Genomic DNA, 13,874 nt, shown 5'->3' on the forward strand with positions numbered 1-13,874 from the left:
CGGTAGGAGCTCACTTTGTCGGTTTTACAAGACGACGATATTCTATTCAGCCATGTCAGTGAGAACCGATCCGCCGCAGCCGTAACCGGTGCCTTCTGGTCGGCGCTGAGCACGCTTATTCCGACAGTTCTGACCTTCGCTGTTTTTGTGGTGACGTCTCGCGTTCTCCAGCCCCAGGATTTCGGTCTTGTCGCGCTGGCATTCAGCATTGTGTCGTTTGCGGGCAGCTTTGGACCAACGGCATTTGGCGAAGCGATTATACAAAAAGCCGAAATCAGGCGCAGCCATCTGGATACGATATTCCTGCTTTCGCTCGCTTTTTCATTTTTGATCTATGGCGCTTTGTGCATAGCCGCTTCGTCAATCGCGGCCTATGTGGGGCATGAGCAAATCACACCCCTGATTTACATCATGGGATTGAAGGTCTTCTTCGACTTCACGGCCGTCGTTCCGAATGCAATTGTCAATAGGAAGATGTCGTTTCATCTGGTAGCCGTCCGCACTGTGATTGCTACCATCACTTCTGCCTGCATTTGCCTTGTTTTGGTTCTCGCGGGTTTCGGCTTGTGGGGGCTTGCGATTGCACAGATCGCGGCCACAGCGGCATCATGCGGCGCCGCTTTCTGGGGCGCCGGGTGGCGGCCCGGGCTTTACCTGAAGCGAGCAAGCCTCAACGAGCTCCTTCACTATGGGTTCTTTGCATCCGGCACTCGGTTTTTACAGACGATGAGCTTGGACAACTTGCTCATTGGGGTGCTCTTGAGCCCGGCAGCGCTCGGGATCTATAACTTTTCCAAGCGTCTGTTTGATATGATCAACAACGTCATCGCCGGTGGCTTAACATCTGTCACGCACGTCTTGCTTTCTTCATTGCGAGCCGATCCGAAGAAAGTGCGAGAAGCATTTCTCATGGCAACGTTTGGCTGCGCTCTGGTGTCCTACCCCGTATTCATTGGCCTTGCCGCCGTTGCCGATGATGCGATCACGACAATTTTCGGTGCACATTGGATCGCGGCCGTTTGGCCGGTTCGGTTCTACTGCGTCATCGGATTGATGGCTGGGATCGGCTACGTGCAGGCATCCTTGATCAAGAGCCAAGGAGAGATGGATTGGTGGTTTTACTACCAGCTGGCACGAAACCTCCTCACACTCCTGACGATCGCAATTCTCTATCCTTATGGCGTCACGACGATTGTTTTCGGCATAATGATCGAAGTTTTGTTGTTTTGGCCGATCACCAGTTGGAAGGTTTCGCAGCATATAGAACTGAGTATCCCGGCATACCTGGCGCAATTCCTGCGGCCTACCATTGCCTCTGCAGGAATGGTTGCAGTCGTTTTCTTCCTCCACGAATTGCTCATTCATTGGTCCCCGTATCCACGCTTGGCCGTGGAAATCCTTGCAGGCGGCATGGTTTACTGCGGCCTGATATTCGTTCTGTGCAGAGCTCGTTTAAATATCTTGATCGGCAGTATAAAGCAGGCACGGCAGCGCAAAAGTAACAGGGGTGCGGTTGCCAACCCTGCATGATTTCCAGACCCCACCCGCATAAACCTGTGCTGCGATTTAAAGGATCTGGTGCTCAAGCCGTCATCTGAAATTATCAGAACGTCGCTTCGGTGACGTTCTCATCCACCGCATCCAAACGCCCCTCAGACACAACGCGTAATAGGATAATCCATAAGATGAGTAGCCTCGACCGCGGTTATTCGCCATTGGCGATGGACGATGTAGGAGCCTCGGTTGCCGACCGCAACCGTTACTATACGCTCGATGCAATGCGCGGATGTGCCGCTATTGGTGTTGTCGCTACACATTTCCGGGAGAGCTATGCGCCATCGGCCTATCTAGCAGTCGACTTTTTCTTCGTTCTCAGCGGATTTATAATCGCCGAAATTTATGGAAAACGACTCTCGCGCGGTCTGCTGTTCCAGTCGTTTATGGCGGCCCGCATCAAGCGCCTTTATCCGCTCTATTTGATCGGAATTTTGGTCGGCCTCATCCAGATCATTCTGTTAACAAGCTGGGGGCTGAGAAATCAAAGTGTCATCGACCTGCTGGTGTCGACGACTGCGAACACGTTCTTTCTGCCCAGTCCAATGTATTTCCTTCAAGCGAACCCGATGCAAGGAATGTTTCCAATCAACGGTCCAGCATGGTCGATGTTCTGGGAACTGTTGGTGAATATAGTCTTCGCCCTGTGGCTTTTTCGGCTCTCTATCCGCGTCCTCTGCGGGGTTGCATTGGTCTCGGCTGCATTTTTGGTTTTTGTCGGTTTTAAATACGGTATGTTGAATATTGGCTGGGAGTGGCCCTCAGCGGTAGGTGGCCTGCCAAGGGTGATGTTTTCATTTACCGCAGGGGTCGTGATAAGCCGTCTATTCGGCGGCATGCCCGCTTGGAGGAAGGGCTGGGCCGCCATTGTGCCATGCCTTCTTCTGACGATTTGCATTGCGGCGCCGGTTCCTGTCGTGCTGCGGCCTTACTACGACCTGATGTTCGCGATGGCCTTGGCTCCGCTCATCGTAATGCTTGGCCTCTTTTTGGAGATGCCTGCAAAAGCAGAGGCGTTGGCAACATGGATTGGGTATATCTCCTACCCAATCTACATCCTACATCGAGGCGCGATCGGCGTTTTCAAGCCAGTTGCGGCGTCGATTGGATTGAATAGCCCTCTCGCATTCTCAGTGTTTCTCAGCGCGGTCGTATGTTTCGCTTATGTGACCGCCCGTCTCGTTGACAAAACTATGGCTACGCGGACCCGTCGAACTCGATAACTTGTGCGTCGGCGTTCCCAGGTGTACGCACTTAAATACATGGGATGTGCTGGGAATGGTCGGTCAACTGCTCGTCGTGAAGTTGATATTTTTTACCTGCTTCGGTGCATTTGCCGTGAGCTTCGCCGTCGCTTTCTGGGTGATAATCAGGGTGCTCTATAAGACGGACTGCCTGGTAGATAAGTCGGAAGATCAGTGCCTCAGCTGGCGGGAACGGCAAGCGCGCAAGCGCAGCCGCTTCGACAGGTACTACGTCGCCGAGGAGTTTCGTTCATTGCGCAAGGCGGCCACCATCGCCCAGACAGGTTGCGCTTTATCCTTCGGCTCCCTTCTGTTGCTGGGCTTATTGTTTGGCGAAAGAGCGTCTCACTAGGTTCGAACCACTCCTTCCGGTCAAATGCCCATCAAACCTGCGATCAGCGCCGCGTCGGCGGCTTCGTGGCGGCGCGGCGCTGCAGCGCGAAACGCGCGGCCGAGCAGTTGATGTCGGGGACGAGATCGTAGGTCTGCTGGTAGAGGCTCTGCGCCAGCGTATTGTTGCCGCGATTTTCCGAGGCGAGGGCTGCAAGTGCCGTACGCTTGTAGGCCTCGACGATCGGCTCGGCGGCCTTTGCCAGCGCCGCGTCGTCAGACGGTTCGGCTGCAAGCGAAAGGGCGGCATAGGTTGCGTCGCCATCCCTGCCGACGCGGCCGCCGACAGCGCCGTTAAAGCTTTGCTCGGAAACTTGGCGCATGCGTCGGGCATTCTTGATGCATGTCGGAATGCGGCCGGCTTCCGCATTGATGCGCTCTGCCGTTGGGCCACTTTCCGCGCTGCCGCTGTCGGACAGGATGACGTAGCCGATGACGCCGACAATGGCGAGATAGGCGAGACCCATGCCGGCGAGGAAGGCCGGCTGCTTGAAGAGCGGCTTCTTCGGCTTGTCGTCACCAGTCTTGGCCGCCTCCTTCTTCGGCGCCTCCTTGGCGGGCGCCTTCTCCAGAAACTGGAATTCGACATCCTTGCCGAGACGAAAGCTGTCGCCGGATTTCAGCGAGGCCGTCTGCAGCAGCGCCTCGCCGCGCAGCATGATCGGGTTCAGCCCCATGCGGCGGATGATGAAGCCGCCGTCGGTCTGCTTTTCGATGCGCGCATGGATAGGCGCCAAGAAGGGATCGTCGACGACGATATCGGCGTTCGAAGCCCGGCCGATCGACATTTCGGGCCGGTCGAGCGCATGGCTGCGGCTCTGGCCGCCGGGGCCGGTCTGCAGCAGGCTTGGTTTGTTTCCGCGGAAGAAGGAAAAGGCCATGATCAAAACATCCCACTCGACATCATCTCGACAATTGCCGGCGCCAGCACCAGAAGCAGGATCGACACGACGATCATCATCGCCGGCATGACGATCTTGGCTTTCAGCTTTTCACTGGCCCTGTCGGCTTTTTCCCAGCGGCGGAAACGAAGGTCGCGCGCGTGTTCGCGCAGCAGCTCGACACGGTTGCTGCCCTCGACCTCGCCCTGGATCACCGCGCGGATGACGCGGACGACCTCCTCGGCGGTCATCCTTCGCTCCAGGCGCTGCAGCGCCTCGACCATGCCGGTGCCGAGCGCCACGTCCTTCAGCGTCTGGTCGATCTCTTCGCTCATCACCGTGCCGGGTGCAGCCTCGGCATAAAGCCTCAGGCTTTCCGGCAGGGTCGCCTGCGCCTGCTGGGTCATGACGACGAGATCGAGGAAATAGGGAAATTCGCGCGAAATGCGCTCCTTGCGGTCCTGCATCTTGTCGTCGGCGACTACCCAGAAATAGATGGCGGGGATCAGCCCGAGGATCAGCCCGGCGACCAGCCCGCCGATGATGCTGCCGCTGGCAATGCCGAACAGCACCCCGAGCAGGATGAAGCCGAAGAGGCTCATGACGACGAGCAGCGCGATATATTCCCGCCCGGTGACGCCGCCGAAGGGCCGGCCGCCATAGATCAGCTTTTGCTCCAGCTGGGCGCCGTAGTCGGCCAGCCACGGCTCGAAATGCAGCAGCACGAATTCGACCGGCGTGCGCATGCCGACGCTGTCGACGATATTGGGCGGCGGGCCGTCGCCGCCGCGGGAGCGGCGCACCACCTGGATGCTACCGAGCAGATCGCCGATCCACCAGACGAAGAGGGCGGCGGCGATGCCGGCAAAGACGATGGCAAGGGGGCCAAGAGGGATCGCCGACATCAGACCGACACCTTCATCATCGAGCGCATCCAGAAGAAACCGGTGGCATAGAGAATGGCGCCGACGATGGCGATGACGATGCCGATGGCGTTGCCGAACACCTTGTCGATCAGCTCCGGCTGGCCGAAGAAGATCATCAGGATCATGAACAGCGCGCCGCCGTTGACGACGCGGAAGTTCATGCGCGCCTGCGACGACGAGGTGGTGATCTTCTGATCGAGCTTCCAGATCTCCTTGAAGGATTTCGACATCTCGGTCAGCGGCTCGGAAATATCGCCGCCCTGGCGGGCAAAGAGGCCGAGGGCCGCATCGACCATCTTGAAGTGCAGGCTCGGCACGGTGCGGCCGTGGCGGTCGAGCGCCTCGACCAGGCCGATGCCGAGCTTCTGTTCGCGGGCGATGCGCTCGAACTCGCGCGAGGCCGGCATCTGGCCGGTGTCGGCCACCGCATTGACGGCGACGGCGAGCGGCTTGCCGGTGCGCACCGCCGAGACGATCTGGTCGACGGCATAGGGAAGCTGCGATTCGATCTGCAGCCAGCGCCGCTGCAGGAAATAGCGGATGACCGCCTTCGGCAGGAAGAAGGCGACGGGAATGGCGATGACGATGCCGAAGATCGGCCCGAAGATCAGCGAGATCAACAGGAAGACGACGATTGCCGTGATGCCGTAGGCGAGGATCATCGTATAGGGCGGCACGGCATCGCGGCCAAAGACCTGCGCCGCCTCGCTGGCGAGCGCGATATCGCGTTCGGTGGCGCGCAAAAGCGGTGCGGGCCAGCGCACCGGCGCGCCCCAGACGAGCAACCCCGCCGTCACCGCCCCGAGGGCGACCGTAAAAATCTGCAGAATGCTGATATCCATGGCTTTTCTCTCAGACGAACATATCGAGTTTTTCGATTTCACCGTCTTCGCCGAACTCGACGAGTTCGGCGACGAAGCTCGGCAGATAGCCGGTGAAGGCATGCACCGCCTGGCCGCCGGCGCGGCCGACGAGATGGAAGATCGGCTCGACGATGACGAGGCCGGTATCCGGATCGATGCCGATCACCTCGGATATTTCGGTCACCGCGCGCCGCCCGCTTTCCAGGCGGTTCAGCTGCACGACGAGCTCGACGGCGGCGACGATCTGCTGGCGGATCGCCATCACCGGCAGCGAGCTCTGGCCCTGCAGCACCATCACCTCCAGGCGGGTCATCATGTCCTGCGGCGTATTGGCATGCGCCGTCGTCATCGAGCCGGCATGGCCGGTGTTCATCGCCTGCAGCATGTCGATCGCCTCGGCGCCGCGGCACTCGCCGACGATGATGCGGTCGGGGCGCATGCGCAGCGCGTTGCGCACCAGATCGCGGATGGTGACGCTGGTTTCGGACTCTGCCGTTTTCGGCCGCGATTGCAGATAGACCACATGGATGCCGTCGAGCTGCAGTTCCGACGTATCCTCGACCGCAACGACGCGCTCGCCGATCGGGATGAACTGCGACAGGCTGTTCAAGAGCGTCGTCTTGCCGGAGCCGGTGCCGCCGGAAACGACGATGTTCTTGCGGGCCCGCACCGCCGCCTCGAGGAAGGCGCGCATCGGCTCGCTGAGCGCGCCGGCCGTCACCAGCTTGGAGATGTCGAGCCGAGATTTGCCGCCAAATTTGCGGATGGTCAGGCAAGCGCCCTTGACCGCCAGCGGCGGAATGACGGCGTTGACGCGCGAACCGTCGGGCATGCGGAAGTCGGCCATCGCCTCGCTCTCGTTGATCGAGCGGTTGGAATCGACGGCGATGCGCTCGATCACCTTCATCAGCTGCCGCTCATTGGCGAAGGCGAAGGGATAGCGTTCCAGCAGGCCGAATTTTTCGACATAGATCTCGTCGTAGCGCGTCACCATGATTTCCGAGATGACGTCGAGATCCATCAGCTCCGAGATCGTGCCCCAGCGATACATCAACTCCTCGATGTTGGAGCGCAGGTGCATATGGGCGATCTCGTAGCGGTCGCCGGCATTGAACAGCGCCTGGCGGGACTGGAAGGCGGCGCTGAAGCGCGTGTCGAGCTGGGCGAAGTCGGCGCGGGTGGATTCGAAGTTCAGCTTCAGCTGCAGTGCCGAAATCAGCGCCTTGCCGACATCGAACAGGCGGCGGTTGTCCTGCTCCTCGCGCGACAGGCTGGCGGCCGTCGACGAGGCATCGCGCCGCCCGGTGCGGGCAATGCGTTTTGCCAGCCAGCGGTAGACAGCGTTCTTGATGACCAGGATGACCAGATCCTGCGGGGCGGCGTCGAGGGCCTCCTTGATGAACATGTCGAGCCGTTCGCGGATGCGGTTGCGCGTGTCCTCGCGGCCGAAATCGGAGGATTTGACCAGACGGTCATATTGCGTGTCCTTTAGCAGTCGCTCATGTATCTCCATCTGCAGCGCCAGCACCCGCTCCTGGTCCGGAAACTGCGTCACCGCCTCGGCCGCCGCGGCCGGTTCGACCAGTTCGATCGTGACGTTCGGCACCCAGATCGACATGCCGGCCGAGACCGCAACCGGCGTACCGGCCCGCAGCGGCTGATCGTCGACCCGCGTCGGGTTGCGGCCATGATGCTGCACCGACCAGCCCTGGCCGGATTTGCGCAGCACGAATTGCGGCGAGGAGACGTGGCTGCCGCGCAGCCGCACAACCCCGGCGCCAGCCGGCAGCGTCAGCGTACTGCTTTCGCCGACGAAATAGGTCTCGTTTGCCGAGAGCGGGATCACCTCCCGGCCGCTGCCGTCCTCATAGGAAATCTTCAACAGCATGGCTTATTCCCCCGCAACGCTCACATACGCGTCCAGTTGATGCTCGGCAGTTCCTCGACGGTATTGTCGGCCGGATTGCGCAGCACGAGGTTCAGGCTGCCGTTCGACTGGCCCATGGCAAAAATCAGCATCTCCGCTTCCGCCGGCGTCACTTCGACGGTGACGTTGTTATAGGTGCTGTTGGCCTTGGTGACCGCGCCTTCCGCCGTCGTCGCGGCGCCGACGGCCAGCACTTTGACATTCTGCAGGAAGGTGCGGGTGACGACGCGGGTGCGCGAACTGATGCCGAGCTTATAATCCTGCGCCTGCTTGCGGTAGGCGTTGACATCATTCTCGTCGGCGCCCGGATATTGGGTGAGGTAATTCTTCAGCATCTGCTCGACCGGCGAGTGCGGCTGGGCCGGAGCCTGCGGCTGCCCGGTTGCAACAGGCGCCTGTCCGGGAACGGCCGGAGCCTGGCCGGGGGTTCCCGGTTGGGTCGCGGCGGCCGGTGCGACAGGTTCGACCGGCTCATCGACCGTGCCGAGAATATCGACATAGCTGCCCGGCTCGACGAAATGGCCGACGGCCGCGGCCGCGTTGACGGGAAGGGTGAGCGCCCGTTTGCCGGGCGCAATCATCGTCGTCAGGCGTCCGCCGTCATTATCGTCGAAGTACTGGAAAAGCAGCACCGAGCCGGCCGGAATGTCGGCGGCGGCCGTCCTGTCCTTCAGCCATTCCTGGTAAGCGCTGGCAGCAGGAACGGCAAGCTTGGCAAGCGCCCCGAAACTTTCCGGCAGCATGACCGGTTCGGCGAGCATGTCGGGCGTGATCGCCTGACCTCGCGTCACCTTCCGGTCCGGCTGGAGCCGCATGAAGGCATAGGCTACCTGCTCATTCTTGACGCTCTCGGTCCAGAAGTAGAGCAGAACGCCGGTGATGAGCCCGACGATGACGGCCGCGATGAGCTTCCAGTTCATGGTGTTGTTCCTTCGACGAAGGGTTGCCTGATTTGGATGACCTCGACGGTCCGGCCGTCGCTCTTGCTGCTGGTGTAGAGAACATTGGCCTCGACGCTGCCGCGCCGGCCATAGAGAGCCGTGACCCCGCCGCGCTCAGCCGCTTGCGTCTCGATGGTGAAGCCGTCACGGGTGAGAAGCTCGGCGCGCGCATCGGCCCAGCGCGCCGCGGACAGCGAGCCTTTCGAGACGACCGTGCGCGACGTATGGCCCTTGTCGCGGTCGCCGATATCGCTCAGCACCTCGACGCCGGCCGGCGGACGCAGCGACGGCGGCAGCTTGCCGGCATCGGCGGGTGCTGCAAAGGCCGGCAGCGACGACGCCACGTCCTCGAAGCGGGTCATCAGCACCTCGGTCACCGGCGCACCGGCGGGGCGGCGGATCATGATCGACACACCGGGGATCGGCGCCCTTGCCGAAGGATTGGCCGGGTCCTGCCGTCGGAGATAATCGAGCGCTGCCTCACCGTCGCCGTCGAAGAAGCGGACCACCACGGCGAGATCGTCGCGGATGCGGCTGGTCTTCGGGACGATGAGCATATTGGCGGCGATGACGGCCGTCAGCTCTTCCCTGTCGTTGCTTTTCGGCAGGGCAGGGCGGGTATTGACGGCCAGCACCCGCAGCCATTCGTCGGTGATCTCGGAAATGCTGCGATCGCTCTGGTAGGGCGTGAATTCGAGCGGTTGGCCGTTGATGACCAGATCGCGCGGCGCCCGCTCCGGCGCGCCGAGAATGCCCGCCAGCGTCGAATTCACCGTCGCCCGGAAATCCTTGTAGACCTCGGCGCGGCCCGGCGGGACCGCGACCATGGCGACAAGCCCGATACCGAAAGCGGTGGCCAACAGATGAACGGGGATGCGCGCGCCCTGTCTCATCTTATTTCGCTCCCGGAAAGACGCCGTCGAACAGATCGCCGGAATCGTCGGCCACATCGCGGATTTCCCGGCGCAGCGTCGGGTCGTAGCCGCGACGGGTCGTATCGTTGTTGTGCGAGGCAAACAGCGTTGCATCGTCCACGGTGAACGCATCCTTCCAGCGGATGCTCCTGATCGTATCGAGGTCGTCGGAATCCCTGAATTTGTAGACGCGGTCGGCCGTCGCAGTGACGAGCTGCGGTTTTTCATTGGCGAGGTCGCCGACCATATCGCCGAAGTCGCGGCCGTCGCTCTTCAGCGTGTTCTGGACGTCGTCCCAGACGAAGGTACGCTGCGGGTCGCCGTCGCCCTCATGCGAGGGCGTGCGCGAGCAGCTCATGGCGTCGCGTCCGGGCAGCGCCGGCAGAGAGGGGAGTGGAAAGACGTTCGAGAAATCCGAGGTGCAGTCCAGCCCGTTCGCCTCGGCGAAGGCGGCGTTGCGCATCGCCAGCATGGTGCCCACCTTCTTGGTGGAGATCCTGTTGGCATGGATCATGAAGATCACGATCAGCAGGATGACCGGTGCGGCGAGCACGAATTCGATCGAGGCCAGGCCGCGGCTGTCGCGGTGCAGCCGCATCATCAGGCCACCGGCCGGAGCGCCGCCGGTCGTCTCAATGTGTGTTGACGGCAGCCCAGGCATTGGCTCCTCCCTGGTCGAAGACGCGGGTCAGGCCGGTGAAACTATCGGCGGCCGGGCTCTGCTTGATGGTGTTCGAAACCTCGCCGGTATTGTCGGCGAGCGTGGCGGGCGCCAGCGATGCAAGCCAGTCCTGCGTATAGAGATCGAAGGCCGTGTAATTATGAACCCAGCTCTGCGCGAGCGCATAGGCGGACGGCGTCTTGTCCTTGAAGATGCGGATCTGCAGCCGGGCTCGCGGGGCACGCGAAACGATCGCCAGCGTCTGGTAGTCGTCGAGCTGCTCGCCGCCGAAGGGCGTGAAGTTGAAGGGGATGCGGCCCTTCAGCCAGTAAGGCTTGGGGAAGGAGATGACCGGCAGGGCGGCACCCGCCACAGAGATCGCCCCACCGGCCGGCCCGCAGACCTGGTTCCAGATCATGTCGAACTTGCGGGTGAAATCGTTCTCGTCTTTTGTCTGTGAGTCCGAATAGCGCGGCGGCACGTCGATCGGCAGCTGGAAGGGGTTGGTGACGCCGAAGCCGACACCGAAGACCTTATCCGCCAGCCAGAAGCTGACATCGAGCGCTGCTTCTTCCAGCCAGCTGAGATCGCCGGCATATTGTTCGACGATCGCCTTGAACGGCACCTTGCTCAGATAGGCCGGGCCGAAGGCTTCGTAAAAGATGTAGAAATTCACCAGCGTGCTGTCGATGCCGCTTTCGTGGTTGACAAAGTCGCGGATATGGCTGCCGTCGACGCCGCCTGCGGTCAGCGGACCCTTGCCGTTGGGGAAGCCGCGATTGGCGAATTCGCCGCGCATCAGGAACGGGTCCTGCCCCTCCGTACCCCTGCTCATCGCAAGGCACATTTCAGCATAGGCCGCGGCAGGATTGACGCCGTCGCGATCGACCGGAAGGTTGCCGCCGGCACCTTCTCCGGCGTCGTTGCAGGATTCGCACGGCGGATGGAAGACGACATGATCCGACTTGTTCAGGCGCACCAGATGCAGGGCTTCGTTGCCGACGCGCTGCGGAAAGCTCTCGACGAGGTAGTCGTTGAGGTCGTTCATGCCGTCGATGATGTCGCTGGACTTGTTGATCAGGCCCCAGGGATCATAATCGATCTGTGCTTTCACCGTATATGCGATGGCGATGGTGGCTTCCGTCGCCCGGAACCCCTGAAACGCCAGGCAAGCGCCGTAAATGATGCCGCCGACGATCGGGACCTTCTGCCAACCAGGGCAATAGGGCATCGGCGGCATCGGCGGCAGAAGGGACGCCGGGCCGAAGCCCTCGGTGAAGGAGTATTCGGCGAGTTTCGCCAGAATGGCGGTCGAGCGCAGGGCCAGTTCCGCCGTGGTCAGCTGAAAGGCAACCGAGGTCGCCATGACGACGGTGGCCTGCGAGGAGGCGACGTTGTTCATCGCCATGATGTTGAGATAGCGGGCTTCCCAATCGGCATGGACGAGCGCGGCGGCGTCGGCCGTGTCCTGGGTGCGCTGCTTGTCGTAGATCATCTGTCCCGTGTTCAGGATCCAGACGATCATCAACGCGAGCGCGATCGTCATGTAGAGAATGATCGGCGACAGGAAGCCGCGTTCGTCGCGGTGCAGGCGCTTGATGAGGGTCGGTGTCATAGCAGGTTCACCTCCGCCTTCGAGATCGTGTAGTAGCGGCCGTCTTTCCTCTGGCCGCGGGCAAAGACCCAGCCGGCATATTCGAGCAGCAGGAAGCGCGCTTCGACCTTGGCGGTCACCGGCACATGCGGCGAACGGTTGATGGCGGCATAGAGCGCCATCGGCGCGCGATCGACCGTCACGGTGACGTTTTGCGGGTCGAACATGTAGCGGGCCTGGTTGCGCATCGCCCGCCAGTTCTTCGAAAGACCGGAGGCATCGGCAAGGCTTTTCAGCGCCTCTTCCGGCGGCTGGCAGGCGCCGACGCATTTCAGCTGGTCGTAGGGGGCAGCCGGGATCAGCGCCAGGCGGGCGGCAAGATCGGCTTTCCCTGGCGCGGCATCGTCATCGCAGGTCTTGACGTCAATGAAGCTCCGGATGGTGATCGGCAGGGCCGGGCAGAAATAAACGCGGGCGCTGCGGGCTGCCGCATAGGCGGCATAATGGGTGAAGAGGTGGTTTTTCGCCAGGATCGCGAACTGAAAGACCACGAACATGAAGAAGACGAAGACCGGCGTGACGAGCACGAAATCCATCATCGTCGTGCTGCCGGAGATATCGCCATGCAGCTCCGATATGCGGCGCCGGCGGGCGGAAAGCCGCGGCAGCAGCAGCATCGAGGCAAGCAGGATCATCGCGATCGCAAAGGTGCCGAAGAGCGCGCCGTGATCCTCAGGGATCCAGAAGGTCCGCGAGTGCAGGATCGAACTCCAGAAGGCACCGTCGAAGAGGGGGCGTTCGAGTTCCGCGCGCATTGCCGTTACCTCACGAGTGAAAGAGGGGTGAAATCGGGCATGAACAGGCACCAGAAAAGTCCGAGAGCGGCGGCAACGCCGAAGCGGACGGTATGATGTGTCTCGCGCGGCTTCAGCACCGAAGCGGCATCGCGGAAACCGGCAGGCAGAAGCAAAGCGAACAGTCCGACGTTCCTAGCCAGCACGCTCCACTGAACACGCCGCGCCATTGAGAACAGGGCGATCACGCCGCCGACCATCAGCGCTGCGAGCGTCACATCGATGGCGGGCCAGAGGCCGAGAATGGCGCCGAGCGCCGCCATCAGCTTGACATCGCCGCCGCCGCAGCTGCCGGCTGCGAAGGCGATGATGAAGATCATGCCGGCTGCAATGAGGCCGGCAAAGGCAAGGCCGATCCCTGCGAGACCTCCGCCGGCTGCCGCCAGCATGAAGCCGGCAAGCAGGCAGGGATAGGTCACGGCGTTCGGGATGTGACCCTGGCGGTGATCGAGCACCGCCGCGGTCGTGGCGCAGGCGACGGCAAGAGCCGCCGCCGCAGGCATCAGGGTCAGATCATAGGTCGTATCCATGATCCCGGCCCGCTTATTGACCCGGCTCGGGAATTCTCTCGGCATCCGAGAGCGCCGTGTTCTTTTCGTTGAACCATTCGCCGATCTGTTTGCCGAATGCGAGCAGAAGCAGCATCAGCGGAATGACGATCAGGGCGACGGCGAGGACGATCTGGGCCATGTCGCCGCGCTCGTCCTGGTGAAGTGCAATTGCGAGAGTCTTGAGTTTTCCAAACATCTGCGTATTCCTCGTTCCTAGGTTTGTTTCGGATCGAAGACCTGAGAGAAGATTACCAAGCATACGGCATCGATCCGAACCAGCACGTTGCTCGTTCCAATGATATGTTCTGCTTCAGCTTTTCTTCCCCGGCGGCCAACGCTTGTTGAGCAACACCATTAAGACCCAAGAGTGCGCCCAAGGCCAGCCCTCCGTCAAGCAAACGGAACGAAGGGTTCCAATTGTCTTGGAGGCGTCTCTTGATGAAACGGAGTTGACGGCGGTAATTTTAAACTAACCGACTGAAGACGTTATAGTTTTACCCCGAAGAAGCAACTTGGCGGCGGCTTTGCCAACTGTCTCCGACTGCCCCATAATTGGTCAATTCTTTCAAGGCGA

At 61.2% G+C, this 13,874-nt stretch carries 14 protein-coding genes; 3 read left to right on the top strand and 11 right to left on the bottom strand.

The window, feature by feature from the left end; translation table 11 throughout:
• The first annotated feature begins 15 nt into the window (after positions 1-15).
• The 3 genes from FHX03_RS17710 (at position 16) to FHX03_RS17720 (ending at position 3,150) form a co-directional block, all read left to right on the top strand.
• On the top strand, positions 16-1,530 hold the full coding sequence (locus FHX03_RS17710; protein WP_183854774.1) for a lipopolysaccharide biosynthesis protein: 1,515 nt from the start codon (positions 16-18) through the stop codon (positions 1,528-1,530).
• 155 nt (positions 1,531-1,685) lie between these two features.
• Positions 1,686-2,777, top strand: coding sequence for an acyltransferase family protein (locus FHX03_RS17715; protein WP_131710766.1), 1,092 nt, complete (start codon positions 1,686-1,688; stop codon positions 2,775-2,777).
• Between the two features lie 55 nt (positions 2,778-2,832).
• The gene (locus FHX03_RS17720) at positions 2,833-3,150 is read left to right on the top strand and encodes a hypothetical protein (RefSeq protein ID WP_131710767.1); all 318 of its coding nucleotides are present in this window, start codon (positions 2,833-2,835) and stop codon (positions 3,148-3,150) included.
• A gap of 43 nt (positions 3,151-3,193) precedes the next feature.
• Here the strand turns inward: FHX03_RS17720 and FHX03_RS17725 are convergent, their stop codons facing one another.
• Genes FHX03_RS17725 through FHX03_RS17775 form a run of 11 tightly spaced genes read right to left on the bottom strand, consistent with a single transcriptional unit; the run spans position 3,194 to position 13,496 of the window.
• Positions 3,194-4,069 carry an FHA domain-containing protein gene (locus tag FHX03_RS17725; protein WP_131710768.1) on the bottom strand — a complete coding sequence of 292 codons (876 nt, stop codon included), beginning with the start codon at positions 4,067-4,069 and terminating at the stop codon, positions 3,194-3,196.
• Between the two features lie 2 nt (positions 4,070-4,071).
• Positions 4,072-4,974 (bottom strand): type II secretion system F family protein, encoded by a 903-nt coding sequence (locus tag FHX03_RS17730; protein WP_183854776.1) that lies wholly within the window; start codon positions 4,972-4,974, stop codon positions 4,072-4,074.
• Positions 4,974-5,837, bottom strand: a complete 864-nt coding sequence (locus tag FHX03_RS17735) for a type II secretion system F family protein (RefSeq protein WP_049735009.1) — start codon at positions 5,835-5,837, stop codon at positions 4,974-4,976. Before FHX03_RS17735 ends, FHX03_RS17730 begins: the two co-directional genes overlap by 1 nt.
• A gap of 10 nt (positions 5,838-5,847) precedes the next feature.
• Positions 5,848-7,746: an ATPase, T2SS/T4P/T4SS family gene (locus FHX03_RS17740; RefSeq protein WP_097625730.1), complete on the bottom strand. Its 1,899-nt coding sequence runs from the start codon at positions 7,744-7,746 to the stop codon at positions 5,848-5,850.
• Positions 7,747-7,766: 20 nt separating this feature from the next.
• Complete coding sequence (locus FHX03_RS17745; RefSeq protein ID WP_183854778.1) at positions 7,767-8,705, bottom strand: Flp pilus assembly protein CpaB; 939 nt, start codon at positions 8,703-8,705, stop codon at positions 7,767-7,769.
• On the bottom strand, positions 8,702-9,619 hold the full coding sequence (locus tag FHX03_RS17750) for a hypothetical protein (protein ID WP_183854780.1): 918 nt from the start codon (positions 9,617-9,619) through the stop codon (positions 8,702-8,704). The genes FHX03_RS17745 and FHX03_RS17750 overlap by 4 nt, the downstream gene beginning before the upstream one ends.
• Before the next feature lies 1 nt (position 9,620).
• Positions 9,621-10,301: a TadE/TadG family type IV pilus assembly protein gene (locus FHX03_RS17755; RefSeq protein WP_183854782.1), complete on the bottom strand. Its 681-nt coding sequence runs from the start codon at positions 10,299-10,301 to the stop codon at positions 9,621-9,623.
• A complete protein-coding gene (locus FHX03_RS17760) occupies positions 10,273-11,916 on the bottom strand; it encodes a TadE/TadG family type IV pilus assembly protein (protein WP_131710773.1) in 1,644 nt (547 codons plus the stop codon). The genes FHX03_RS17755 and FHX03_RS17760 overlap by 29 nt, the downstream gene beginning before the upstream one ends.
• Complete coding sequence (locus FHX03_RS17765; RefSeq protein WP_097625735.1) at positions 11,913-12,710, bottom strand: TadE/TadG family type IV pilus assembly protein; 798 nt, start codon at positions 12,708-12,710, stop codon at positions 11,913-11,915. The genes FHX03_RS17760 and FHX03_RS17765 overlap by 4 nt, the downstream gene beginning before the upstream one ends.
• Before the next feature lie 5 nt (positions 12,711-12,715).
• A complete protein-coding gene (locus FHX03_RS17770; protein WP_097625736.1) occupies positions 12,716-13,279 on the bottom strand; it encodes a prepilin peptidase in 564 nt (187 codons plus the stop codon).
• Positions 13,280-13,292: 13 nt separating this feature from the next.
• Entirely contained in the window at positions 13,293-13,496 is a 204-nt protein-coding gene (locus FHX03_RS17775) for a hypothetical protein (RefSeq protein ID WP_003563674.1), read from the bottom strand.
• Between the last annotated feature and the right edge of the window lie 378 nt (positions 13,497-13,874).

The organism is Rhizobium sp. BK456 (assembly GCF_014194045.1).
GTDB classification, from domain to species: domain Bacteria; phylum Pseudomonadota; class Alphaproteobacteria; order Rhizobiales; family Rhizobiaceae; genus Rhizobium; species Rhizobium redzepovicii.